The following is a 23,487-nucleotide window of genomic DNA, read 5'->3' on the forward strand; positions in this document are numbered from 1 at the left end:
ATGCATTACAGCGCGTTTTAGAGGAATACGAAGAAAGCGCAAAAGTGCGCATTTTTTTACTTGCCAGTTATTACCAAATTGGTAATAGTAACCAGATAGGTAACACGATGCATAAACGATTACATGCGCTGGGTCGACTCAAGACCGGCCAGATGAACAAAACCGAAAGCGCCTACGCAAACCACCTGGAGTTGCTCAGGCGCGCCGGGCAGGTCGTCTGGTACCGCTTCGAAGGGATTAAGCTGCGCCTTGCTGACAACTGCTTTATCACCGTGGATTTCGCCGTGATGTACGCCAGTGGCCAGCTTGAAATGCACGACGTGAAAGGATCAAAGCGGATTTTCAGCGATGACGCCCGGGTGAAAATGAAGGTCGCCGCAGACGCGTACCCGTTCGTTTTCAAAGCCGTTTACCCAAAACCCAGGGCGACAGGCTGGGATGTAGAAGAGTTTTAAACAGGTTAATCAGAGTAGTAAAAAGCGTGTTAAGTGACAAAAACGTGATTTCTTATAACGGTCTGAGGTGAAAAATATTTATGGAAAATAACAAGTTAAGTGATGTTAACTCGAAAAGCGGTAGTGAGTTAATCGCTATTGCTCACGGCATAGCTGCCAACTTCGAATCGCCGGCCACTGAATTGCTGCGTGAACTGGCCAGCCGACTGGAGTGCTCGATCATCCGTGGTGATGAGTTGCAACAGAAGCTGGATTCGATGGCGGCAGAGAATGCGGCGCTTAAATGTAAAAATCTTATCGGATATGTGAAGGATGCTGACGTAGCAGATGTTGCCAATGGGCGCGTTGGTAGCCTTATGCCAAATGATGTTTTTGGCGAAAAGCCTGTCTATCTATCCGTAGAGACCCCAGTCACCGACACTTACCTGAATTCAGTGCGGGCGGATGCGGTATCCAATCTCTGGAATAAATCTTTGCGGGACGTCGCTCATGTACTGAATGACATTCGCGCATTTGATGACAGTTCGGAGGCTGCGGGTATTGTCCATTCAGAAATAAAAGAGCGAGTGGATGATTTTGTCGAAATCCTCCGCTCCGGCACCCATGACACTGCGGATAAGGCGGGTGCCAAATGAAAGAGTGCCCAATCCTCTTAAACGCCGAAATGGTTCGTGCAGTTCTGGACGGCGGGAAGACGCAGACGCGTCGAATTTTGAAGGTTCAGCCGCATGCCGGTGTTCGCAACTCAGTCTTCGTTAAATCAGGCTATGAAGACGGTCATGGGAAAGAGCTGGTTTGCCCGTTCGGTGCAGTAGGTGATCGCCTGTGGGTGCGTGAGACGTGGGCGCGATACAACATTGACCAGGATACCCACGATATTGCTTATCGTGCCACCACTCCAGACGATTGGCCGAAAGAAGGTCGCTGGCGTCCATCAATCCACATGCCGCGCTGGGCTTCCCGCATAACGCTGGAGATTACCGGCGTTCGTGTGGAGCGGTTGCAGGATATAACCAACCAAGACGCTATGGCTGAAGGTATTGGTCATCTCTATGCATACGACGAATCTCAGCCAACACCGAAAGACGCCACAAGACGTTTTGCTGAACTCTGGCAATCCATCTACGGTGCTGACAGCTGGCAGGCTAATCCGTGGGTGTGGGTTATTGAGTTTAAGCGCGTGGAGGTGGAGTGATGGCGCTTACTAAAAAACAGCGCGCTGAGTTGCGCTTTAAATTCGGCGGCAAATGCGCGTACTGCGGCTGTGATCTTCCTGAGAAGGGGTGGCATGCGGATCATGTCGAGGCTGCATTGCGAAAATGGGAGTTTGGCCCTCGCCGCCAGGATGGAACACGCCGGACAGTAGCAACAGGAGAACACTGGCGTCCCGAGAATGACGTTATCGGAAACCTATTCCCAGCATGCGCACCTTGCAATCTCTTCAAGGCTACTTTCACCCTGGAGTGTTTTAGAGAGCAAATAGCAGCGCAGGCAGAGCGGGCAAGATTGTACAGCGTCAATTTCCGCACAGCGGAACGTTTCGGCTTGGTTGAGGTGGTAGATAAACCCGTGGTGTTCTGGTTTGAGGTTTATCGGGAGACAGCAGATGCCTAAATCCCCCGCCGAACGCAAAGCCGCGCAGCGTGCCAGGCAGGCCGCTGCAGGTGTCAGAAAGCTGGAAATTGTTCTCGATGAGCAGGAACTGGCGATGCTTGAGCAGAACTGTGCCGCTCGCCGTCCAGGTCGCGAGCCCTACGAAATGGCAGAGTATATCGCTCTGCTTATTCGCCAGGACGATGCGCGTGTCCGTAGCCGGTTCAAATCGATGATGAAGCGCCAGTGCGGTAAGTGTGGTGATTGCCTGCCTGTGCAGGATTGCCCACTCAAAGAAGAGTCAGCCTGTTGGGTTAGTCTTGGATGGCATGAAACCAAGTTAGCACTGTGACATGTCACGGCAAAAACAGCCTCGTCTATACTGCATTCAGGTATTCGACGGGGCTTTTTTATATGCGGACATTCATCAGCGGCGGCGTTAATTTTTACTTTCTGTCGCCGGGCGACAAGGTGCCAGAACCGGATGGCGGTTTTATTGGCGCCTATGCCATCTGGCAGCGTGAAGATGACAAGTGGGATGTGCGCTGGTGCAGAGGGGCAGTCAAATGGCAGGAGATAACGAATCAGTATTTCGACACCGAAAACGAGGCTTTCAATTTTGCTTATGAGCACCACGGGAAAAAAGAGGATGAAGGGTACCGGCTTGCGCCTGGCAGAAATCCGGACGAATGATGACACGAACCTAAATAAATCAGGCCACCAGTTTGGTGGTTTTTTTTTGCATGGTATGATTACCAAAACGGTAATTATATTGCGAGGTGTTACCAGTGCCTAAGCCACAATCCACGAAGCCGCTGACCGAACAGATGGTGCGGTACTGCGAAGAGCGTATCAAGAACCCCGATGACAAGACAGGTTGCGCTATTGCCGCCGGCTACTCAGCAGCCACAGCAGCGCAGGCCGCAAGTCGTCTTGAAGCCGATCCGCGCATTCAGGAGCGCATCGCTCACCTGCGCCAGGCGCGAAGCCGCCGGACAAAGATTGACGCCGATTATGTGCTGAAAAGGCTGGTGGAGATTGACCAGATGGACGTGCTAGACATCCTCACAGACGAAGGCAGCCTGAAACCGGTGAGCCAGTGGCCAAAGGTCTGGCGAACGTCACTCAGCGCCATGGACATTAACCGGATCCGTATGGCAGGCGCTGACGGGCAGGAAGATATCGAATCGACCATGCAGAAAGTGAAGTGGCCGGACAAGGTGAAAAACCTTGAACTGATCGGTAAGCACGTAGGTGTAAGCGCGTTCAAAGAGGTGCAGGAGCTTAACATAAACGTGAGCCTTGCCGACAAGCTGGCCGCCGCCCGCAAGCGCGCCGCCAGTGCTAAAGGTGGTGAAGATGAGTAGCGCCGCCCAGCTTGAGGCCCAACTGATAGAAGATATTGGCGCCTTCACGCATGACCCATACGGCTATGCAATGTACGCATTCCCCTGGGGCGAAGAGGGCACCGACCTGGCTTACTCGAAAGGCCCGCGCAAATGGCAGGAGCAGGCGTTTAAAGAGATTGGCGATCACCTGCAGAATCCGGAAACACGGCACCAGCCGCTGATGATTGGGCGCGCATCCGGGCACGGGATCGGGAAATCTGCGTTTATCTCGATGCTGGTCAAGTGGGGCATGGATACCTGCGAGGACTGCAAGGTGGTGGTGACAGCCAACACCGAAAACCAGCTGCGCACCAAGACGTGGCCAGAGATTGCCAAGTGGCAGCGCCTGAGCATCACACAGGACTGGTTCACCTGCACCGCCACAGCGATTTACAGCAACGATCCGTCGCATGCCAAGTCGTGGCGCGCTGATGCCATTCCGTGGTCAGAGAACAACACAGAGGCATTCGCTGGCCTGCACAACGAGCGTAAGCGCATCATCCTGATATTCGACGAGGCATCCAACATCGCCGATCTGGTATGGGAGGTTGCCGAGGGTGCGCTGACCGATGAGAACACGGAAATAATCTGGGTGGCGTTCGGTAACCCGACGCGTAACACCGGCCGTTTCCGTGAGTGTTTCCGTAAGCTGCGCCACCGCTGGAAAACCGCGCAGATTGACAGCCGCACCGTAGAGGGCACCAACAAAGAGCAGATTCAGAAGTGGGTAGACGACTACGGCGAGGACAGCGACTTTGTGAAAGTGCGTGTGCGCGGCCTGTTCCCGTCGGCTTCAGAGGCCCAGTTTATCCCTACAGGACTGACCGATTCGGCCGTAGGCAGGGTGATTACGCCAGGTCAGATAGCGCATGCGGCCACTGTTATCGGCGTTGACCCCGCGCACCAGGGCGGCGACCCTGCGGTGATATACCTGCGACAGGGGCTGCACTGTAAGAAGCTGGGAGAGTACCAGCGCACGACCGATGATGTATGGTTTGCCAAAATCATATCGAGCTTTGAGGATCAGTATCAGGCCGATGCGGTATTCATCGATTACGGTTACGGAACGGGCGTGAAATCCGTTGGCGATAACTGGGGCCGCAACTGGCAGCTGATACAGTTTGGCTCGGGATCAACAGACCCTCAGATGGCGAACAAGCGTGGCGAAATGTACAACGCAGTTAAGACCTGGCTGAAAGACGGCGGCCAACTTGACAGCCAGCAGGTGGCAGAGGAATTGTCAGCGGCAGAATACAAGGTCAGGCTGAAAGACAGCCGCATCGTGCTGGAGGATAAGGCGAGTATCAAAGAGCGCCTGGGTAAATCACCGAACGACGCCGACGCACTGGCGCTTACGTTCGCCTTTCCTGTGGTTAAAAAGCTGCAGTATGTTGGCAGTCAGGAGCAAGGCCGCAGTGAAACAGAATATGATCCTTATTCTTGTTGATTACCAGATTCGGCATGCAAGTCGGGTTCATTTTTGGCTGGTCCGCCTTGCGGAATATTATTAGCAAAGTTAAGGAGGTTGAGTTTAATATATTCATAATTAGATCTCATGTTCATTGGAGTGTTTAATTGCGATCTTTCAATTATATCAAATAACATGTTTATTTTTTGTTTGTTTTGCTCCACGAACGCATTTACTTCATCTTGCATCAGTTGTAAGTTTTTTGCTTCGTTAACTTTTTTCGTTAAGTTGGTCTTTAACATTAAGGCTTCATTGAATGTGGCTTCATTTTTTATTTCAAGCTCCTTTATCATAACCTCTTGGTCAATGATTCTCTTTGTCAGAGAGTCAGTCACTTTCTCACGCTCAGATGCTGGACCTAGCTTTTCATTTAGCTTTGCCAATTCATCAGTCGCCTGCTGCATTCTGTTTGCCTGGTGTTCAAGACTAAGTACAAGATTATTTTTATCCTGAGTAAGCTTACTTACAGACTCTGTTAATTCATAATATGTAGCATTAAGATCCTGCGTGTTCTTTTTGGCTCTTGCCGCGCGCTCATTATCTTCTTCCATTTCTCGGTTTTTTTCTGCACGAACTTTTAATTTTTCGAGTTCGATGGACTCAGCAAGATTTATAACCTTCTTCTTTCTATCTAAACTTTCTTCTTCTTTATCAATATTGAAAACTTCAATCTCATCTAAAATGGATTTATGTATTTTTGCAAGGCGGTGCATAACGAATGGGTAGAGTAAAGTAAATGTGGTTGCTATCGCGACCGGCCAAAAAATACTATAGGAGTAAGGAAATATCCACCAATGGTCTTCACTGGGTGATGGGAAATGATTTTTAATGTAATCAATTCTCTCAGCTATATACATGTTCGACATGAATAAGAAGGCTATCTTCTCCCAGTTCCATGCAATCCACGTTATGACCAGACTGCCGAAGAAATTGTTCTTAGCCCGAAAAATGACGGCTTCTTTAACTGGATTGATGAAAATATCTTTGAGTGCTGATGTGATTTCTTTGACTGCTTCGCTCATGAGGAGTAACCAGATTGGTAATGATTTTTAATGAATCTTACCTTGTGATTACGATTAGGAATAGTCTTAACAGTAAAAAAATGCCCGCACGAAGCGGGCCAACCAGATTACAGACTCAGGATTGTGACTCTTCGGACACAGATATAAACCCTCTCAAAGGCTTATGCCTGTATCAAAAAAATGGCGGCATCAACGACAAATTGGGTAAAACGTTGAGCCGCCCAAATCCAACACAGCATAACGGTACTTCGGCACATCGGTGAGAGCACTCAGCGCCTCTGTGGCGCGCCTGAACGCCCGCCAAATGCTCTCGCCTGATGTGTTCGTGGGGTCTACTTCCCTCCTGTCACGGTTCTTTCCCCGCGTCACCATGTGTTCATTCGGTACATGAAACCCTTATGCCGGCCTTCCACCGGCTCGCCGCCTTTACTTTTAAGCCCAATATACTGCTACGGTAATCCGGGCTATGGCCGACGTGTCAGCGCTCTCCACGGCTTAACTATTACCATTATGGTAACTTATGTCAAATTATTTTCTGTATAGTGGTTAAAATAATGCGTATGTGGTTTAATTTTGGTAACTATCCAAAGGAGTTACCGACATGTGCGTGGGTTCTAAACCGTCAGTACCATCAGCGCCTGCAATTCAGGCTGCGCCACAGGAACAGGATACGGCTGTAGTCAACGCCCGCGATGAGGAAGAACGCCGCCGCCGCGCTGCTGCCGGTCGTGCTTCCACCATCCTGACCGGTTCACAGGGCGTCACTTCTCAGGCCAACACCAGCAGCAAAACGCTGCTCGGTCAGTAATAAACCGGGGCGATCATGGCTGAGCAAGAAACGCTGAAGCAGAGATTAAACAAACAGTTCGGCCTGTTGAATCAGGAGCGGACAACATTCGATCCCCACTGGCGTGACCTGTCTGATTACATCAGCCCGCGCTCCAGCCGCTTCCTCGTTTCCGATGCAAACCGTGATAACCGCCGCAACTCGCAGGTTGTTGACCCTACCTGCACACTGGCTGAGCGCACACTCTCCAGCGGCATGATGTCCGGCATAACCAGCCCCGCGCGCCCGTGGTTCACGCTGTCAGTTTCAGATCCAGCCATGAAAGATTACGGTCCTGTTAAAGTCTGGCTGGAAGATGTTCAGCGCCGCATGAATGAGATTTTCAATAAATCGAATCTCTATCAGTCATTGCCGATCGTCTATGCGCAGCTTGGCACTTACGGCACGGCAGCCATGGCGGTGCTGGAAGATGACGAGGACATTATCCGCACGTACCCGTTTCCAATCGGGAGCTACTACGTATCAAACAGCTCTCGTCTGAGCGTTGACACTGTATTCCGCAAATTCCGCATGACTACCCGCCAGCTGGTGGAGCAGTTCGGCCTGGATAACGTCAGTGAAACCGTTAAAGGCCAGTGGAATACGCGCTCAACAGAAACATGGCACGACGTCATGCACGCCGTTTATCCCAACGTAAACCGCGATACCGGAAAGCTGGACGCCAAAAACAAGCGTTACAGCTCTGTGTATTACGAGTGCGCCGGCGATGACAAGATACTGCGTGAATCAGGATTTGATGAATTCCCCATCCTGGTACCGCGCTGGGAAGTGAATGGCGAGGATGCGTATGGCAGCAACTGCCCGGGCATGACCGCATTAGGCCAGGTCAAAGCGCTGCAGCTTGAGCAGAAGCGTAAAAGCCAGCTCATCGATAAAGCGACAAACCCACCGCTGGTTGGGCCTTCATCGCTCAAACAGCAACGGATATCTCAACTGCCTGGTGCTGTGACTTATCTCGATCAGTTGACAGGGCAGGACGGTCTGAAGCCGCTTTACATGGTCAATCCGAACACCGGTGACCTGCTGAACGACATTCAGGACACGCGCGAAACTATCCGCAGCGCCTACTTTGTCGACCTGTTCCTGATGCTGCAAACCATCAATACCCGCTCCATGCCAGTGGAAGCGGTTAACGAATTACGCGAAGAGAAACTGCTGATGCTCGGCCCGGTGCTTGAGCGCCTGAATGATGAGTTTCTCGATCCGCTTATCGACCGGGTATTCGCCATCATGTCCCGCAAGGGCATGCTGCCACCTGCGCCGGAAGTTCTCCAGGGTACCGCGCTGCGCATTGAATATATCTCGGTAATGGCCCAGGCGCAGAAGTCTATCGGCGTCAGCAGCATGGAGCGTTTTGTTGGATTCGTCGGCAGCATGGCACAGGCTAAACCGGAAGCGCTGGACAAAATCGACGTCGACAAACTCATCGACAGCTATGGCGACTCTATCGGCGTATCGCCAACCGTCATCGTTCCCGAAGAGCAGGTGCAGCAGATTCGTCAGCAGCGTGCGGAACAGATGCAGATGGCACAGCAGATGCAGATGGCCCGCGAGGCTATCGGCGGTGCCAAGGATTTAAGTCAGGCGAATCTTGAAGGCCAGAACGGCCTGACCGCCGTAGCGGGAGCAGCACAGCAATGACTGATTTCGAGCAAAGCCAGGAGCTGGCAGACCAGCAGTTACAGCAGCGCCTAGCCGCAGAACGTGAGCGCGATGATCTGATTCACGTCATGGAAAGCCCGCAGGGCCGCCGCGTCATCTGGAAGGTTTTGGAAAGTGCTGGCGTGTTCTCAGTCACTTTTACAGGCGACAACAACTATACCAATTTCAACGAAGGGCGTCGCAATGAAGGCCTGCGACTGTTCACTGACGTTATGAAGCACTGCCCTGATCTCTATCTGACCATGGCTAAAGAAGCCGGAGAGAGCGAGGAAAAACCCTGATGCCTTTTACCGACATTAAGTTTGTGCGCACGTCATCCATTGCAGAGCTGGAAACAATGCTGCCACCGATGCTGAAGCAGGGCTATCAGCCTTACGGCGCCGTGCAGATTCGTAGCTCATCGAGTTCTCAGGGTGGCTATGACTTCTTTCAGGCAATGGTAATGGGCGACAGCTCTGTGCTGGCTGCCAATCAGAAGCTGCTGACCGATGGTGACAGCGTGACCGTGCAGAACAGTGCCGGCGTCGCGGTTAGCGGTACGCACAAGATTTCCATCGTCAACGGTGTGCCGGTTCTGAAGCTCGATCCAGCCGTGGCCACCCTGGCAAACGGTCAGGTCATTAACAGCGTGCCCGTCACCAATAACGCAATTCTGGCGGTTGGCACCACAAACAGAAAAGTCACCAGCACTGTATCGGCTGGTTCAGTCACCAATTTAGCGATCGTCTAAGGGGTTTTATGAACGCGTTATTTCGCAAGATTTTCAACGTCCGGTTTCAGTCGGAAGCAGCCGGGGCCGAAGCTCCAGCAGCAGGTGCCGATTCAGGCGCGCCATCGGCAGAACAGACAGCACAAACCGGAACTGACCAGCCATCAGGCACAGAAGGCGTTAGTTCTGAAGGAAATGATGGTCAGCCAGCGGAAGGTGAGGCGGGCAAAGAAGGCGATGGCGAAGGCAAAAAGCCTGAAGAACAGAAGAAACCAGAAGGCGCGCCAGAAGCCTACGAGTTCAAAGCTCCCGAAGGCAGCGAGCTGGATAAAGCAGCGGTAGAGCAGTTTGAACCTATAGCCCGCGAACTGAACCTGTCACAGGAGCAGGCGCAAAAACTGGTCGATCTGTACGGCACAAAAGTCATGCCGCAGCTGATGAAGCAGCAGGCAGACACCTGGCAAAAGCAGGTTGCCGACTGGGGCACCGCGACCAAAGAAGATAAAGAGATCGGCGGCGAAAAATTTGAAGCCAATCTGACCCGCGCTAAGCAGGCGATGGATAAATTCGCCACGCCGCAACTGCGCGAGTTTTTAGAGACAAGCGGCATGGGCAACCATCCAGAGTTGATCCGTGTGTTTGTGAAGGTTGGCGCGGCCATGTCTGAGGACAGCCTGGTCACGTCAAATGAGAAAGGCCAGCGTTCGGCGGCCGACGTACTTTATGGCAAAAACTGAGGATAAAAATTATGGCTGTTAAAGGCTTAACTGCGCTGACGCTGGCTGACTGGGGTAAGCGCGTAGATGGGAACGGCAAAATCGATAAGATTATCGAATTGCTGGGCCAAACCAACCCGATCCTGGACGATATGCTTTTTGTCGAGGGTAACCTTCCTACCGGTCACCGCACCACTGTGCGTTCAGGATTACCAACGGCAACCTGGCGTTTACTTAACTACGGTGTGCAGCCAAGCAAATCCACTACCGTGCAGGTCACCGATGCAGCCGGCATGCTGGAAGCTTATGCAGAGATTGATAAATCTCTTGCTGATCTGAACGGTAACACCAATGAATTTCGCCTGTCTGAAGACCGCGCGTTTATTGAAGCGATGAACCAGCAGATGGCTCAGACGCTGTTCTATGGTGACACCAGTGTTAACCCCCAGCAGTTCATGGGATTGTCATCACGCTATTCCACCAAAGCTGCTGGCAACGGTCAGAACATTATTGACGCTGGTGGTACCGGCACCGATAACACGTCTATCTGGCTGGTGGTGTGGGGTGAAAACACTGTTCACGGCATCTTCCCGAAAGGCCAGAAAGCAGGTCTACAGCATCAGGATCTGGGTGAGCAAACCCTCATTGATGCTAACGGCGGTAAATACCAGGGTTACCGCTCTCACTATAAGTGGGATAACGGTCTGACTCTGCGTGACTGGCGCTATGTAGTTCGCATTGCAAATATCGATGTGAGCGATCTGTCTGTTGCTGGTTCCGCTGCCAATATCGTCACCCTGATGATTAAAGCGCTGCATCGCATCCCTAACCGCGGCATGGGCAAGCCGGTGTTCTACATGAACCGAACAGTTGGCCAGGCGCTGGATCTCCAGTCACTGGACAAACCCTCTCTGGCCATCAGCGTCAAAGAAACTGAAGGCGAATGGTGGACTGCTTTCCGTGGCGTCCCGATTCGTGAAACTGATGCGATTCTCGAAACAGAAGCGCGCGTAGTTTAACCCCTGACTAATCCGGCGGGCTGATACCTAGCCCGCCTAATGGAGAAATAAAGATGATCCTCGACAAACTGTTGATGTTCTCCGAAGCACAGGCGGTGACCGCTTCTGCTGCTTCAACCGACGTTATTGACCTGGGCCCAATCGACGGCACGCGCCGTGACATCGGCGTTGGCTACCCGCTTGAATTCTGGGCGACCGTGAATACCACTGCGGCCGCCGCTGGCGCAGCCACGGTCAACATTCAGTTGCAGACCAGCCCTGATAACAGCACCTGGACCACGCTCACCTCTACGGGTGATCTGGCATTGTCCGCGCTGACTGCTGGCAAGCGTGTCATGTCACAGAAGGTTCCCCAAGGTGTTCAGCGCTATCTGCGCGTGAACTACGTTGTTGGCACCGGTCCGCTGACTGCTGGCGCATTTACCGCCGGTATTAACCTGGATGTGGATAACAACGCACCGTATCCGATCCGCTCTCGCATCACTGGTTAAGGGGCGCGTAAATGTCAGAAGTCACTAAAGAAAAGGCGAAGTATCGCGTTATGCGCCTGTCCCACATTCATAACAACCTGTGGCCAGAAGGCTCAGAAGTTGAGTATGACGGCGAGCCGGGCACCGCGCTGGAGCCTTTGAACGCTGCTGCTGAAGCAGCAAAGAAAAAGGCCGAGAAGAAAGGTAAGGCTGTTGAAGTCATCGTGCCAAACGGAATCGACAACCCGCCACCCGCTGGCGGAAACGGTCAGGGTGATGAAGATCTGGACAAACTCAGAGAAGAATATGAAGGACTCTTTAACGAGAAGCCTCACTTCAACTTCAAAGCCGATACCCTCCGCGAAAAAATTGCAGCGAAGCGAATCGAACTCGGTCTGTGACCGGCGATAAGACAGGGGCCGGTTGGCCCCTTTTTTCAGGAGCATTTTATGAAAGTCGTCAACATGAAAACCGGCACCGAGTCAGTGGAAGGTGAAAACGGACAGACTGAAACCCGCGACGAATACCCGTGGGGTTTACGTATTACGCTGAACAGCGATGCACTAAAAAAACTCGGTATCGATCTGCCAAAGGTTGGCGACATGATGGCACTGGGCGGACTGGCTAAAGTCGTTGGCGTGAGCGTTCGCGAGTCAGAAAACAGCGATTCGCACAGTCAGGTCGACTTACAGATCACTGACTTTGGCATGGAAAAATCAGACGCTACTCCGCCAAAAACAGCGGCCGACACGCTGTACGGATCGGAGGACGATTAATGGCATCGGTCATCGAAATCTGCAACATTGCACTCAGTCGCCTGGGCAACAGCCGCACCATCAACAGCCTGACTGAGAAAAGCAAAGAGGCGGGCCTTTGCGACCTGCACTATGAGTCTGCCCGCCTTGAGGTGCTTGCAGACTTTGACTGGAACTTTGCTATCAAACGCGTTGCGCTGGCCGACACAGGAGCAGCGCCAAGCGACTGGCAATATGCCTACCGTTACCCTACTGACTGCCAGCGCATCGTCGATATCATGGTGCCTGGCATGCGTAACCCCCCGGAACGTTGCCGTATTGAATATCAGACAGGCTCGGATTCCGAAGGTACAGGACGACTGATTTACACGGATCAGCCTGATGCCTGGCTCCGTTACGTCAGTGATATTTCAGACCCCAATATGTTTGACCCGCTGTTCCGCAGCGCGCTGTCATGGAAGCTGGCCAGCGAAATCGGAATGCCACTGGCATCAGCTCCCAATCTTGTCCAGAACTGCCTGACAATGTATTCGCAGATTATTCGCAGCGCGGGCAGCCACTCAATGAATGAGAGCCAGGAACCTGTAGAGCCGCAGAGCGAATTCACCAGTGCGAGGTTAAGCTGATGTCCAACAGTATCATCCAGCCCTCATTTGCCGGTGGAGAGATTGCACCAAACGTATACGGCCGCATTGACCTGGCAAAATATTCCGTATCCCTTCGCCGGTGCCGTAACTTCATTGTGCGCCAGTATGGCGGCGTAGAGAACCGCCCCGGCACGCGCTTCATTGCAGAGGCAAAATACCCTGAAAAAAAATGCCGCCTGATTCCTTTCCAGTTTTCTACTGTCCAAACCTATGCGCTGGAGTTTGGTGACGGTTATATGCGTGTATTCAAAGACGGCGGCCAGGTGCTGAATTCTGCGGGTGCTGTTTATGAGATTGCCACCCCGTATCAGGAAGCCGATCTGTTTGAACTGAAGTACACGCAATCAGCCGACGTAATGACAATCTGCCATCCCAACTATGCGCCCCGTGAGTTGCAGCGTTATGCGCACGATAACTGGGCGCTGGTAGAAGTATTAACCAGCAACGGGCCTTTCGAAGACGTCAATATCAATAAGTCCGTTAAGGTTTATGCGAGTGGCGAAACCGGCACGATCACACTGACTGCAAGCAGCGCTATTTTTGGATCTGAGCAAAACGGCAAACTTTTCTACCTGGAGCAACCCGCTGTTGATTCTGTTCCAGTCTGGGAAACTAGCAAGTCTGTATCTGTAGGGGTTGTAAGACGAGCTGGAAACAATTATTACCGTGCAAATACAGCAGGCAAGACAGGTAGCTTGAGACCTTCACACACTGAAGGAATGGCCTGGGATGGGTGGGGCGGTAGCGGCGATGGAGATACTGGCGTTCAATGGGAGTACCTACAGTCAGGTTTTGGTATATGCAGAATTACTGCGGTTGCAGGAAATGGTTTGTCAGCAACTGCTGATGTGATATCCCGCATTCCGTCTAACGTTGTTGGGAGTGGTAACGCCTCATATAAATGGGCCCGCTTCGCTTGGAACAGCGCCAATGGCTACCCTGGCACGGTGGTCTATTATCAGCAGCGCCTTTTCTTCGCCGCATCGCGCGCCGCACCACAAACCATCTGGTCGAGCCGGTCGGGAGATTATAAGGACTTTGGCAAAAGCTCACCCATTGCTGACGATGATCGCATTACATACACCTATGCCGGCCGTCAGGTAAACGAAATACGCCACCTGATTGATGTAGGATCCCTGGTTGCACTGACGTCAGGCGGCCAGTTCAAGATTAACGGCGACCAGAACAAGGTGCTTACGCCAAGTTCTTTCTCTTTCAGCTCACAGGGGGCCGACGGCGCCAGCTCAACACCGCCCATCACAGTAAGTAATATCGCTCTGTTTATCCAGGAGAAAGGCAGCGTTGTGCGTGATCTGGCTTACTCCTTCGACGTCGATAGCTATCAGGGTAGCGACCTTACCGTGCTGGCTAATCACCTGTTTCAGGGTTACCAGCTTACTGACTGGTCATTCTCTGTCGTACCTTACTCAGCAGCCTGGGCTATTCGTAACGATGGCATGTTACTGACCCTGACTTACCTGCGCGATCAGCAGGTTTTTGCGTGGGCACCGCAGCCTACTGATGGGAAATTTGAGTCGACGTGCAGTATCAGCGAAGGCACAGAGGATGCTGTTTATTTCACCGTTCAGCGGACCATTAATGGACAGTCACGTCGCTATATTGAACGGCTTTCAACGCGGCAATTCAGTTCAGACGTTGACGCTTTTTTCGTCGATTGTGGACTGAGCTACGATGGCCGTAATACTGACTCGTCACGGGCCATGACTGTTGGCACTGCTGATGGCACCTGGAAATGGTCATCACCTTTGACGCTGAGTGCCTCTGGTTCTGCCTACTTCACATCGGCCAATGTCGGTGAAGAAATCCACATACCTTACCAGCAGGTTGAGGATGATGAGCTCGTTGATAAAGTCCTTCGGTTAAAAATCGGGGCCATTATTTCGTCTAACCAGGCTTCTGTCACCGCTAACCACGATATTCCCGTAATGCTGCAGAATTTTCCAGTTACGAATTGGGGTAAAGCTGTATCTCATTTTTCAGGGCTTAATCATCTGGAAGGTAAAACAGTCAGCATCCTGTCAGATGGCAACGTTGAGCCTCAGAAAACCGTAACTGGCGGCGCTGTTGATATCAGTGCGCCGGGTGCCGTCGTCCATATTGGCCTCCCGGTAACAGCAGAGTTTGAAACCCTGGACGTGAATATTTCCGGACAGGAAACGCTGCTTGATAAAAAAATGATCATTTCTCAGGTTAGCCTGCTGGTCAACTCCAGCCGGGGTGTGTTTGCCGGTACCGACGGCAAAAACCTTTACGAGTATGCGCAGCGGGAATATGAGTTTTATGACAACCCCGTTGAGGATGCTACCGGAACGATCGATATCAGCATTGATGCTAACTGGGGAAAAGGTGGACGCGTGTATGTTCGCCAGGAAGATCCGCTGCCACTCTCAATCCTGGCTGTAATCCCGTCTGTGTCAGTGGGGGGAAGATAATGCCAGAGGTTTCCATAGTTTCCGCCACGCCGGAGCATGCCGCCGAACTTGTCTCAAACGTGAGACAGGCCGACATAGAGGAATTTGAATCAGGCTGGTCAATGACGCCTGCGCAGGTACTGGACTATGGACTGAACCGGTCTGCATTTTGCTGGGCCGGGCTGGTCGATGGTGAGGTGGTTGCTGTTTTTGGTGTGACGCCAGCGAGTATTTTAACCGGTTATGGAACGCCATGGCTGATTGCCTCAGACAAGCTTGAAACCCATTCCCGCGTTTTTATTCGCCACAGTCGCTCTTTGCTCGCTGGCATCCTTGAGTCATTCCCTCGTCTTGAGAATTATGTAGATGCCAGAAACATTGCGGCCAAACAATGGCTGCACTGGCTGGGATTCAAACTTGATGAACCAGCACCGGCCGGACCCAACGGCATGCTGTTTCACCGCTTCACCCTGGAGAGAAAATAATGTGCGGACCCGTTGCTATCGGTGTGGCCATGCTTGCAGCTACGGCAGCCTCTGCCTACAGCCAGCGCCAGCAGTCTAAATATCAGTCAGAGCTTGCCAACTACAACGCTGATCTGCAGGAGAAATCAGCCGACGCCGCAATAAATGCTGGTAACGCGCAGGCAGATCAGATGCGTGCCCGAGCCCGCCAGCTTTCAGGAACGCAGGCTGCGACTATGGCAGCCAACGGCGTCGACCTGGGCGGCGGAACAGCCATTGATGTCTTTGGTGATACTGCGCAAATGGGCGAGCTTGACGCGCTGACTACAGTGAACAATGCCAAAGCCCAGGCCTACGGCCTCCAGACGCAGGCTGCGGGTAGCCGTTCACAGGCCTCAGCGCTCAGCTCTTTTGGAAATCAGCAGGCGGGCATGACGTTGCTTAATGGGGCGCTGGGTGCTTATTCGGGATATTCGTCAGCGGGTGGTAAAAGCCCGTTCTCATCATCTTCTTCTGTCGGCGGCTCCACTAACTCAAACGCATTTGGCGGACTGAAAAACAGTCGTTATGGCAGCAACAGCTTTACCTTTTAAGGACTGAAAACCATGCCAACGGTACCTACGTATAACTCCAGGCAGACCAGTGACCAGGGATTGCCAGCACCACAGGTAAGCGTACAGACCAGCCCTGATAATTTCGGGGCCGGTCTGGCAGAAACCGGTAACCGGATTGCCGGTATTCTTGCTGATGAACAGCACAAGGCGAATGTCGCACAGAGCCAGAATGCTTTGCTTCAGTTTCAGTCTTTCGCTGAGGATCAGTTCAATAACACTGACAACGGTCTGTACACTAAGCAGGGTAAAAATGCAGTAGGTCAGTCAGAACTGGTCCTGTCTAATATCCGTGGCAAAGCTGAAGAACTTTCGCAGCAGGTGCCGGAGTCAATGCGGCCGCAGTTCATGCAGCAGATCAATCAGGCCGGTATGCAGTATAAGCGGCAGGCTAACACGTATGAGATTGGTCAGGTCAAAGAGTACGAGGAAGGCCAGTTTAAGGCGTTACAGCAGGCCACAGTGACAACTGCTCAGGGGCAGTACAACGACCCACAGGCATTCACTGCGACCGTGAAGCAGGGCTTTACAGCGATAGACCAGTTTGCTGACGCTCATGGCTGGAGTGATGAAGAGCGTGCCAGCGCGAAAAATAAACTGAAAGAGCAATCAGCTGATGGTGCGTTGTCCGACGCGTCTACGCAGAACTATATGGACTTCATCAGCCGGAACGGTGAGCCGGGGGATTATGCCGGAGCGGTCCGCGTTTCCGGTTCAATCGGTGATGCGCGGGGGCTGCGTAATAATAACCCTGGCAACATTGAAGCTGGTAAAAACACATGGGACGGGCAGACCGGAAGTGACGGGCGCTTTGCAAAATTCGTCACCCCTGAACACGGTATCCGCGCGCTGGGTAAAAACCTCATGTCGTATGGCAGTCAGGGATACGATACTGTCAACGAGATAGTGAACCGATGGGCTCCCGCCAGCGACGGCAACAACACAGCGGCCTATGTGAAAGCGCTGTGCAGCCAGTTGGGTGTAAAGGCTGATGACCAGCTAAACCTGACAGATATCAACGTACTCAAGAGCCTGGCAACTGGCATCGTCAAACATGAAAACGGGAGCGTGCCATACAGCGCCGACCAGCTTGATACCGGGATCCGTGCTGCTCTTGGGCTGACGGCACTGGATACACCAAAGCGCTATACTGGCAACGCTGCCTTTGATTCTGCTTCGCCCGAGGCACAGGCCGCCTATCTGCGCCAGGCAAAATCAATGCAGGGGCAGGCGCAGACACAGCTTAAGGCGCAGCTTACCGATCAGCTTTCCGATGCAAAAGCTGCCTACATGAAAGGGGTTGAGTTCAGCAATCCACCGTCACAGCAGCAGCTTATCGCCGCCTGGGGTTACCGCGAGGGCACGCAGCGATTCAACGATCTGCAGAATGACCGTGTTGCCGGCCAGTATATTGGCTCTTTCCGTACCATGCCGACAGCCAGCATTCAGCAGTATGTTGCCGGGCTTAAAACCGAGTTAGGCAACGGTGAAGGGTTTGCCAGCCGTTCAGGCGCTTATGACCACGTGGCCGCCGCGGCTAAGCAGGTCATTTCAATGCGCGAATCAAATCCCTATCAGGCTGCTATGGACATCGGAGCATACAAACCGATCACAGGAAGCAGCCCGGCGGACATTACCGCAGAAGTGAAAAACCGCGCAGCGGCATCTGGCCAGTTGCAGCAAATTGGCATCAATGCCCCAATCCTTTCCCGGGAAGAGGCGGCAAATGTCAGCAATCAGGTGCGTGGCACCACGGATGTCAACCAGTCAATCTCGCTGTTACAGAGCTTTGGCCGTAACCTCCAGCCTGATGCCCTGCGCAAAGTCGCTTCAGCTATAGCGCCTGACAGCGCAGCAACAGCGTATTCAGCGCTGATCCTTGGCAAGCCTGATAATCAGTATGACAACCGCTCTCCTGTCATCCCGTACAGCCAGTTTGTGCCTTACAAGCCAACGATGAATAAGTATGACGTGGCTAAAACCATCCTCCAGGGCGACCAGTTGATCAACCCGACCAAGGCACAGAAAGAGGCTGGCATCAGCCCGGTCAGGTTGCCATCGGACGACAAGTTGAAACAGACCTTTGATGATGCTGTCGGATCATCGTTCTCACACAACCCCCAGGCGCGCCAGATGGCATGGTCTATCTATAAATCTGCCTATGCAGGTCTGGCTTATACCAATGGTGACAATGATGGCGTGAACACCAAAAACGTTGACAGCGACATTGCTGAAAAGGCCGTGCAAATGGCAACCGGCGGGGTTGTCAAAGGCTTCAATGGCGGTGATGTGGTGATGCCTTTTGGCATGGATAAATCGACGTTTAAGGATAAATACACTGCTGCAGCAGGCGAAGCATTAAAGGCCGCCGGACTCAATCCATCCGGGCAGAACAATTTTATTCCGGTTAACGTCGGTGACAGTCAGTACCGGCTGGTGACCGGCAGCGGTCGCTGGGCCACAGACCCACGCACCGGCGCGCCTGTAACAGTGAGGGTCCAGTAATGTCTGACTTATTTTCACTGGCCCCAGAGGGTCAGGCGTGGGCAGATAATCAGGCAGCGGCAAAGCCAGCACAGCCTGATGATTATGATCCACGGTGGTATGCGGGTAGTGGCTCCGCGCTTTTCCGTGGTGCTGCAGAGGGATCTATCGGCCTGTTACAGACCGGTGTTGAAGCCGCAAAGCTTTCCCCTACCTACAGCAGCCTACGCGGCATCGTGCCAGATTTGGATGAGGTGGTAGACAAGAACTTTACCGAGGTTCAGAAATCGCTCAACGATGCGCGTGAGGCCGTCAAACCAGCGCCAAACAGCCAGGGTATAGCTGCTGATATCCTTGAAGGACTTGGCCGCTTTGCTCCAGCCATTGGTGCAACTGTTGCTGCCGGACCGGTAGCGGGTGGCGCAGTCGCGTTCGGCAGCAGCCTGGAATCCACAAAGCAGGACTTTCTGGCCAAAGGGGTAGATGAAGATACGGCCGGAACGCTGGCGCTTGAACAGGCCAGCGCAGACGCGCTTGGGATGGCGCTACCAGCTGGGTTAGGTGCCAGACTGGCAACGAGATTACTTTCCGGCGTGGCTATCAATACGAGTTTTGGTGCGGCTAACCGTTTTGCCCTGGGCGAGACACTGGAAGCCAATGGCTATGAAGAACTGGCAAAGCAATATCGTTTATGGGATAAGCAGGCCATGCTGGTGGATGGTGTGCTGGGCGCAACGTTTGGTGGTGTACATCACCTAACGGCACAGCGCGCTGACACTGCACTGGCTGATACGCAGTCAACATCGCCAGAAACGATCAATGCCGAATCGCCTACAACATCGGCTAACGACGCGCTCGACGCGCCGCCGGTTGCCGACACGGTGCCCGCTCAGCCAGAAGTTACCTACGAGTCACGCATGGCAGAGCTACAGCAGCTGTCTGATCAGGTGCTCAGTCGTGGTGACCGTAAGGCGCTTTCGCAGCAGGTTTACGACCTGCAATACCAGCATGACCAGGCGACTGCGCAGCTGCAGCAGATAAAGGACACGCCATTATCAGGCAGCGGCAAAGCACTGGCGCAGGCCCGCGCACAGCGTACCGCTCAGGTGAATGAACTGGATATGCGCATAGGTCTGCTTAAAGAGCAGATTGATCAGCGCGGCGCAACCCTGGCCGACAGCAGTCCGGGCGGCAGGTTCTACGATGCCCGCTCAGATCTTTCACGTATAGAGCAGGGGCTGGTTCCAGAAAGCATGCGCGGTCTGGTACCGGAAGCGGGGATTAAACCAAGTGATGTAGATGCCGCCCATGTGATGAATGAGGGGCTTTATTACGATCTTGAATCTTCTCCTGTAGTGCATGCAGATAACGCAAGCCTGAACAGTCATGTAGCAGCTATGGATCAGGCATCGCGCCAGCTGATGTCTGGGGAGCCTGTTAACGTATCAGAGCAGGTCCGCTCTCTTGCCGGTGTTCCCCATCCTGACGCTATCAGCGCAGGCGAGGCGCAGCGCGCCACCATGGCAGAAATCTACCGCGATAACGGTATCCCCGAGACGACCCGAGCACCACAGGATAATCCGGCACCCCAGGTCAGGGATGACAGCGCTTTCACTTCTGGCCGCCAGGCTGAAACTTTGGCCCCGGAGCAGGTGAGTATCGATCCTGACTCGGGTGAAACGCTTTCATCCAACAGCTTTGACCTGATGATTGCCCGTGACATGTCACGCCTTAATGACGAAATAACCGTAAGTCATCCTGATACAGGGGAGCAGGTAAGCCTGGCACAGGCACTAGCTGACCTGGATAATCAACTCGCTACTGTGCAGAAAGAATCTAACGTATACAGCGTGGCCGCTACCTGCTTCCTGAGGAACTCATAATGAAACAAGCCTGTGTTGATGCCATCACCCAGACGCTGGGCCGCCAGCCCAAAGCAGATGAACTTAAAAACATCGAGGACCGGATTAAGGAAGCGGTGCGGCAGTTATCCCGTACCAATGCCAAAAATGGGAAAGGCGGTATCCCTGATGCTGAGACATACAAGCAGGCCGCAGATCTTGTTGCCCGCCGCGTAGTACATGACGTTTTCAAAAAGCGTCAGCGCCTGGCACAGAACGCCATAGCCATTAACAAAGTGACCGAGACACTTAACCGCAATGTGCCGCTGGCGGAACAGACACCGCAGAATCTGGCTCAGTTTATTTTTGCCGGCCGAAAGGTTTCTGACGGTAAAGAGATTGATGTGGTATCAGCCGAAGAGCTGGCAACAGGAGCTTATCAGGACTGGACGCGCCAGCTGACTGCTGAAATAACGGCAGCCGGTGACGATGTGCAGAAATTTTTTAATGTATTCGATCCACGCATGGGAAAGTCCTATCAGTTGCAGCTGCTTAAAGAAATTTATGGCGAGGACACGGGCAACGCCGCGGCTAAAAAAGTTGCGAAGATTTGGGGCGATATCACTACGCGCGCCCGGCAGGAAATGAACGATAACGGATTTGATATTGGTTTGCGTGATGACTGGCACCTGCCTTATGTCGATGATGCCGACATGATCCGTGCAGCAGGTCGGGAAGATTGGCTGAATACCCTTCCACCAGCCGAAAGGCTACAGGCGCGAGTTGCTGGCAGGATGCCTCCTGGCGACTGGGCCCGCCGTAAGTGGGTCGACGATATTTATAACACCCAGGACAGAACGCAGTTTGTTAACCCTGACGGCACGCCAATGAACGATGTGGAATACCGCGAGGCGCTGGAATACATCTTCGAGAGTAAGGCCACTGACGGCGCGCAGAAGCTGGAGCCCGGCGCATTCGCCGGCACTGGTGGCATTAAAAATCGCGGTTCACAAAGCCGCGTGCTGGCGTTTAAAGATGCCGACAGTCATTTCAACTACATGGAGAAATATACACAGCAACCTGTTGTTGGCGTGATGATGGGCCACCTGCAATCAGCCTCCCGCGACCTGGGCGTGGTTAAAGCTTTTGGCCCAGATGCGGCCACTAACTTCCGGTTAATTGCGGATCGCGTCTATCAGAAATCAGTGAGTATTGACGGCGCCGCCCGCCCGGTTGAGAAAATGAATAAAGAGCGTGAGCTGGTCAATCGCATGTTTGACTCAATGGCGGGGCTGAATGGCGTCAACAGCACCAGCGTTTTCTCATCAGTTGTGGGGGGGCTCCGTAATCTGATGACCTCAGCCATGCTCGGATCAAGCGTCATTACAGCCACATCCGATCAGGCTGTAATGAGGGCGGCCGCACAGGCTTTAGGGTTTGACCGCAACGGGATGCGCCTGTCTGCTACCACCTTACGCAACCTGTTCAGCGGCGACGCCAAACGCGCCAACGCCGAGATAGGTCTGATGGTCGATGCTCACTCGGCTGTGATATCGAAGATGGGCGGATTTGACCTGACGCGCGGTATTACCGGCTGGTTCGCCGAGAAGACGCTGAAATGGTCCGGGCTGATTGCCATGGACCGGGCAAACAAGGCGGCATTCGGGCTGCTGATGTACAAAAATATTGGTGATATGACACGAAGGTTTGCCACAATTGACGACCTTAAGGGCAGTGATAAGGCTTTGCTGTCACAAAAAGGCTGGAGCGCGCAGGACTGGTCGATCATGGCTGCAGCAGATTTAAGGCCAATGACCACTGGCGGACACATGGGGATGACCCCTGACGCAATCTATGCTGTTCCGGATGCCAGGGTTACGGAGATACTGGCCCCGCAGATTGAGCGCGTGCGCGCCGGTGCAGATGAGGCACTGGCCAGCCTGGGAGCTATGACAGATTCGCGTGCCAAAAACCTGCGCCAGGCATATGACGCAGAGGTTGAGCAGACAGTTAATCGTATGGTGCGTAACGCGCGGGCTGAAGCGGCTCAAAAACTACTGGGCATAACCCATGGGGAAATGACACAGGCTATCACCACGGCCACAGGCATAGACACCTACGCCCGGGATCAGGGTGGTGAGTTGCTGAAAAGTTTTATGCTGTTCAAGACCACGCCTTTTGCAGGTTTCCGGCAGATGGTCACGCGTGCTCAGGATCTGGAGCGGGTGCCGGCACTTAAATTTCTGGCAGCTTATATCGGCGGCACGACTCTGACCGGCATGTTTGCAAACCAGATGAATGCACTGTTGTCAGGCAATGACCCTATTGATATGACAAAGCCAGGCGCATGGGTGGGGGCCACGCTGAAAGGTGGCGGTTTCGGAATCTATGGAGACTTCCTGTTTCAGGACCATACTCAATACGGTTCCAGTATTGCGGCAACACTGGGCGGCCCGAGCCTTGGGCTGGCAGAATCACTGATGAAGCTGCTGATCACGAATCCACAGAAGGCCATGCAGGGCGAAGAAACATCATTCGGTGCTGACGCTATTAAAACAGCCAGGATGATTACCCCGTTCGCTAACCTGTGGTATACGAAAGCTGTAACGAATCACCTGATCCTGCAACAACTGCAGGAGATGGCAAATCCTGGCTATAACGACAGGGTGCGCGACAGGGCACAGAATCAGTTTGATGTCAGCAGCTGGTGGAATCCCGGAGACACATCACCGCGACGCGCACCGGATTTCGAGAAGGCAGTGGGAGAGTGATGGACATAATTTTTAAGCTGATGACTATCGCAGGTTGGTTCTTTTTGGTGACAGCGGGAGTAATCATTACATGGGTAGTGGTAGTCAAACTGACAGAGAAAAGAATCGTTGGGGGCTTTGGCGCTGGCGTGAT

The 23,487-nt window shown here is 53.0% G+C and carries 25 protein-coding genes; 24 read left to right on the forward strand and 1 reads right to left on the reverse strand.

Annotated elements, in window-relative coordinates:
* Window positions 1–107: 107 nt before the first annotated feature.
* The 8 genes from NXS97_RS18985 to NXS97_RS19020 all read left to right on the forward strand — a co-directional run bounded on the left by NXS97_RS18985 (window position 108) and on the right by NXS97_RS19020 (window position 4,883).
* Window positions 108–455, forward strand: coding sequence for a DUF1064 domain-containing protein (locus tag NXS97_RS18985; protein ID WP_259232693.1), 348 nt, complete (start codon window positions 108–110; stop codon window positions 453–455).
* An 80-nt stretch (window positions 456–535) separates the two neighbouring features.
* Window positions 536–1,090, forward strand: coding sequence for a hypothetical protein (locus tag NXS97_RS18990; RefSeq protein WP_259232695.1), 555 nt, complete (start codon window positions 536–538; stop codon window positions 1,088–1,090).
* Window positions 1,087–1,650, forward strand: coding sequence for a morphogenetic protein (locus NXS97_RS18995; protein ID WP_259232697.1), 564 nt, complete (start codon window positions 1,087–1,089; stop codon window positions 1,648–1,650). Before NXS97_RS18990 ends, NXS97_RS18995 begins: the two co-directional genes overlap by 4 nt.
* Window positions 1,650–2,069 (forward strand): HNH endonuclease, encoded by a 420-nt coding sequence (locus NXS97_RS19000; RefSeq protein ID WP_259232700.1) that lies wholly within the window; start codon window positions 1,650–1,652, stop codon window positions 2,067–2,069. The genes NXS97_RS18995 and NXS97_RS19000 overlap by 1 nt, the downstream gene beginning before the upstream one ends.
* Entirely contained in the window at window positions 2,062–2,400 is a 339-nt protein-coding gene (locus NXS97_RS19005) for a hypothetical protein (protein WP_259232702.1), read from the forward strand. The genes NXS97_RS19000 and NXS97_RS19005 overlap by 8 nt, the downstream gene beginning before the upstream one ends.
* Complete coding sequence (locus NXS97_RS19010) at window positions 2,397–2,741, forward strand: hypothetical protein (protein WP_259232703.1); 345 nt, start codon at window positions 2,397–2,399, stop codon at window positions 2,739–2,741. Before NXS97_RS19005 ends, NXS97_RS19010 begins: the two co-directional genes overlap by 4 nt.
* A 95-nt stretch (window positions 2,742–2,836) precedes the next feature.
* Complete coding sequence (locus tag NXS97_RS19015; protein WP_259232705.1) at window positions 2,837–3,415, forward strand: terminase small subunit; 579 nt, start codon at window positions 2,837–2,839, stop codon at window positions 3,413–3,415.
* On the forward strand, window positions 3,408–4,883 hold the full coding sequence (locus NXS97_RS19020) for a terminase (RefSeq protein WP_259232706.1): 1,476 nt from the start codon (window positions 3,408–3,410) through the stop codon (window positions 4,881–4,883). Before NXS97_RS19015 ends, NXS97_RS19020 begins: the two co-directional genes overlap by 8 nt.
* Here NXS97_RS19020 and NXS97_RS19025 read toward each other — a convergent pair.
* On the reverse strand, window positions 4,871–5,926 hold the full coding sequence (locus tag NXS97_RS19025) for a hypothetical protein (protein ID WP_259232708.1): 1,056 nt from the start codon (window positions 5,924–5,926) through the stop codon (window positions 4,871–4,873). The genes NXS97_RS19020 and NXS97_RS19025 overlap by 13 nt on opposite strands.
* Before the next feature lie 601 nt (window positions 5,927–6,527).
* On the opposite strand from NXS97_RS19025, the gene NXS97_RS19030 reads away from it, so the two are divergent.
* The 16 genes from NXS97_RS19030 to NXS97_RS19105 are packed head-to-tail and all read left to right on the forward strand — an operon-like array spanning window position 6,528 to window position 23,354.
* Window positions 6,528–6,734, forward strand: coding sequence for a hypothetical protein (locus NXS97_RS19030; RefSeq protein ID WP_210466980.1), 207 nt, complete (start codon window positions 6,528–6,530; stop codon window positions 6,732–6,734).
* A gap of 15 nt (window positions 6,735–6,749) precedes the next feature.
* Complete coding sequence (locus tag NXS97_RS19035) at window positions 6,750–8,414, forward strand: portal protein (RefSeq protein WP_259232711.1); 1,665 nt, start codon at window positions 6,750–6,752, stop codon at window positions 8,412–8,414.
* Complete coding sequence (locus NXS97_RS19040; protein WP_259232713.1) at window positions 8,411–8,716, forward strand: hypothetical protein; 306 nt, start codon at window positions 8,411–8,413, stop codon at window positions 8,714–8,716. Before NXS97_RS19035 ends, NXS97_RS19040 begins: the two co-directional genes overlap by 4 nt.
* Window positions 8,716–9,165, forward strand: coding sequence for a hypothetical protein (locus NXS97_RS19045; protein WP_259232714.1), 450 nt, complete (start codon window positions 8,716–8,718; stop codon window positions 9,163–9,165). Before NXS97_RS19040 ends, NXS97_RS19045 begins: the two co-directional genes overlap by 1 nt.
* Before the next feature lie 8 nt (window positions 9,166–9,173).
* Window positions 9,174–9,881 carry a peptidase gene (locus NXS97_RS19050; protein WP_259232716.1) on the forward strand — a complete coding sequence of 236 codons (708 nt, stop codon included), beginning with the start codon at window positions 9,174–9,176 and terminating at the stop codon, window positions 9,879–9,881.
* Window positions 9,882–9,892: 11 nt separating this feature from the next.
* Window positions 9,893–10,879, forward strand: a complete 987-nt coding sequence (locus NXS97_RS19055; RefSeq protein ID WP_259232717.1) for a major capsid protein — start codon at window positions 9,893–9,895, stop codon at window positions 10,877–10,879.
* A 53-nt stretch (window positions 10,880–10,932) separates the two neighbouring features.
* Entirely contained in the window at window positions 10,933–11,370 is a 438-nt protein-coding gene (locus tag NXS97_RS19060) for a Bbp16 family capsid cement protein (protein WP_210526309.1), read from the forward strand.
* An 11-nt stretch (window positions 11,371–11,381) separates the two neighbouring features.
* Window positions 11,382–11,750, forward strand: coding sequence for a hypothetical protein (locus tag NXS97_RS19065; protein ID WP_259232728.1), 369 nt, complete (start codon window positions 11,382–11,384; stop codon window positions 11,748–11,750).
* A 48-nt stretch (window positions 11,751–11,798) separates the two neighbouring features.
* Window positions 11,799–12,125 (forward strand): capsid staple protein, encoded by a 327-nt coding sequence (gene gp10 / locus NXS97_RS19070; RefSeq protein ID WP_164482424.1) that lies wholly within the window; start codon window positions 11,799–11,801, stop codon window positions 12,123–12,125.
* Window positions 12,125–12,730 carry a hypothetical protein gene (locus NXS97_RS19075; protein WP_259232731.1) on the forward strand — a complete coding sequence of 202 codons (606 nt, stop codon included), beginning with the start codon at window positions 12,125–12,127 and terminating at the stop codon, window positions 12,728–12,730. Before gp10 ends, NXS97_RS19075 begins: the two co-directional genes overlap by 1 nt.
* Window positions 12,730–15,204: a hypothetical protein gene (locus tag NXS97_RS19080; RefSeq protein WP_259232732.1), complete on the forward strand. Its 2,475-nt coding sequence runs from the start codon at window positions 12,730–12,732 to the stop codon at window positions 15,202–15,204. Before NXS97_RS19075 ends, NXS97_RS19080 begins: the two co-directional genes overlap by 1 nt.
* Window positions 15,204–15,668 (forward strand): hypothetical protein, encoded by a 465-nt coding sequence (locus NXS97_RS19085; protein ID WP_259232733.1) that lies wholly within the window; start codon window positions 15,204–15,206, stop codon window positions 15,666–15,668. Before NXS97_RS19080 ends, NXS97_RS19085 begins: the two co-directional genes overlap by 1 nt.
* The gene (locus NXS97_RS19090; RefSeq protein ID WP_210466991.1) at window positions 15,668–16,240 is read left to right on the forward strand and encodes a hypothetical protein; all 573 of its coding nucleotides are present in this window, start codon (window positions 15,668–15,670) and stop codon (window positions 16,238–16,240) included. Before NXS97_RS19085 ends, NXS97_RS19090 begins: the two co-directional genes overlap by 1 nt.
* Before the next feature lie 12 nt (window positions 16,241–16,252).
* Window positions 16,253–18,763 (forward strand): hypothetical protein, encoded by a 2,511-nt coding sequence (locus NXS97_RS19095; protein ID WP_259232734.1) that lies wholly within the window; start codon window positions 16,253–16,255, stop codon window positions 18,761–18,763.
* Window positions 18,763–20,625: a hypothetical protein gene (locus NXS97_RS19100; RefSeq protein ID WP_259232735.1), complete on the forward strand. Its 1,863-nt coding sequence runs from the start codon at window positions 18,763–18,765 to the stop codon at window positions 20,623–20,625. Before NXS97_RS19095 ends, NXS97_RS19100 begins: the two co-directional genes overlap by 1 nt.
* The gene (locus NXS97_RS19105) at window positions 20,625–23,354 is read left to right on the forward strand and encodes a hypothetical protein (RefSeq protein ID WP_259232736.1); all 2,730 of its coding nucleotides are present in this window, start codon (window positions 20,625–20,627) and stop codon (window positions 23,352–23,354) included. The genes NXS97_RS19100 and NXS97_RS19105 overlap by 1 nt, the downstream gene beginning before the upstream one ends.
* Window positions 23,355–23,487: the final 133 nt, after the last annotated feature.

This window comes from Pantoea sp. B623 (genome assembly GCF_024814475.1).
GTDB classification, from domain to species: Bacteria; Pseudomonadota; Gammaproteobacteria; order Enterobacterales; family Enterobacteriaceae; genus Pantoea; species Pantoea ananatis.

Coding starts and splice junctions, on each gene's coding strand:
- NXS97_RS19065 (WP_259232728.1), top strand. CDS start 11,382: ATGTCAGAAGTCACTAAAGAAAAGGCGAAGTATCGCGTTATGCGCCTG.
- NXS97_RS19020 (WP_259232706.1), top strand. CDS start 3,408: ATGAGTAGCGCCGCCCAGCTTGAGGCCCAACTGATAGAAGATATTGGC.
- NXS97_RS19050 (WP_259232716.1), top strand. CDS start 9,174: ATGAACGCGTTATTTCGCAAGATTTTCAACGTCCGGTTTCAGTCGGAA.
- NXS97_RS18985 (WP_259232693.1), top strand. CDS start 108: ATGCATAAACGATTACATGCGCTGGGTCGACTCAAGACCGGCCAGATG.
- NXS97_RS18995 (WP_259232697.1), top strand. CDS start 1,087: ATGAAAGAGTGCCCAATCCTCTTAAACGCCGAAATGGTTCGTGCAGTT.
- NXS97_RS18990 (WP_259232695.1), top strand. CDS start 536: ATGGAAAATAACAAGTTAAGTGATGTTAACTCGAAAAGCGGTAGTGAG.
- NXS97_RS19035 (WP_259232711.1), top strand. CDS start 6,750: ATGGCTGAGCAAGAAACGCTGAAGCAGAGATTAAACAAACAGTTCGGC.
- NXS97_RS19045 (WP_259232714.1), top strand. CDS start 8,716: ATGCCTTTTACCGACATTAAGTTTGTGCGCACGTCATCCATTGCAGAG.
- NXS97_RS19060 (WP_210526309.1), top strand. CDS start 10,933: ATGATCCTCGACAAACTGTTGATGTTCTCCGAAGCACAGGCGGTGACC.
- NXS97_RS19025 (WP_259232708.1), bottom strand. CDS start 5,926: ATGAGCGAAGCAGTCAAAGAAATCACATCAGCACTCAAAGATATTTTC.
- NXS97_RS19030 (WP_210466980.1), top strand. CDS start 6,528: ATGTGCGTGGGTTCTAAACCGTCAGTACCATCAGCGCCTGCAATTCAG.
- NXS97_RS19080 (WP_259232732.1), top strand. CDS start 12,730: ATGTCCAACAGTATCATCCAGCCCTCATTTGCCGGTGGAGAGATTGCA.
- NXS97_RS19000 (WP_259232700.1), top strand. CDS start 1,650: ATGGCGCTTACTAAAAAACAGCGCGCTGAGTTGCGCTTTAAATTCGGC.
- NXS97_RS19085 (WP_259232733.1), top strand. CDS start 15,204: ATGCCAGAGGTTTCCATAGTTTCCGCCACGCCGGAGCATGCCGCCGAA.
- NXS97_RS19005 (WP_259232702.1), top strand. CDS start 2,062: ATGCCTAAATCCCCCGCCGAACGCAAAGCCGCGCAGCGTGCCAGGCAG.
- NXS97_RS19055 (WP_259232717.1), top strand. CDS start 9,893: ATGGCTGTTAAAGGCTTAACTGCGCTGACGCTGGCTGACTGGGGTAAG.
- NXS97_RS19105 (WP_259232736.1), top strand. CDS start 20,625: ATGAAACAAGCCTGTGTTGATGCCATCACCCAGACGCTGGGCCGCCAG.
- NXS97_RS19100 (WP_259232735.1), top strand. CDS start 18,763: ATGTCTGACTTATTTTCACTGGCCCCAGAGGGTCAGGCGTGGGCAGAT.
- NXS97_RS19040 (WP_259232713.1), top strand. CDS start 8,411: ATGACTGATTTCGAGCAAAGCCAGGAGCTGGCAGACCAGCAGTTACAG.
- NXS97_RS19090 (WP_210466991.1), top strand. CDS start 15,668: ATGTGCGGACCCGTTGCTATCGGTGTGGCCATGCTTGCAGCTACGGCA.
- gp10 (WP_164482424.1), top strand. CDS start 11,799: ATGAAAGTCGTCAACATGAAAACCGGCACCGAGTCAGTGGAAGGTGAA.
- NXS97_RS19095 (WP_259232734.1), top strand. CDS start 16,253: ATGCCAACGGTACCTACGTATAACTCCAGGCAGACCAGTGACCAGGGA.
- NXS97_RS19075 (WP_259232731.1), top strand. CDS start 12,125: ATGGCATCGGTCATCGAAATCTGCAACATTGCACTCAGTCGCCTGGGC.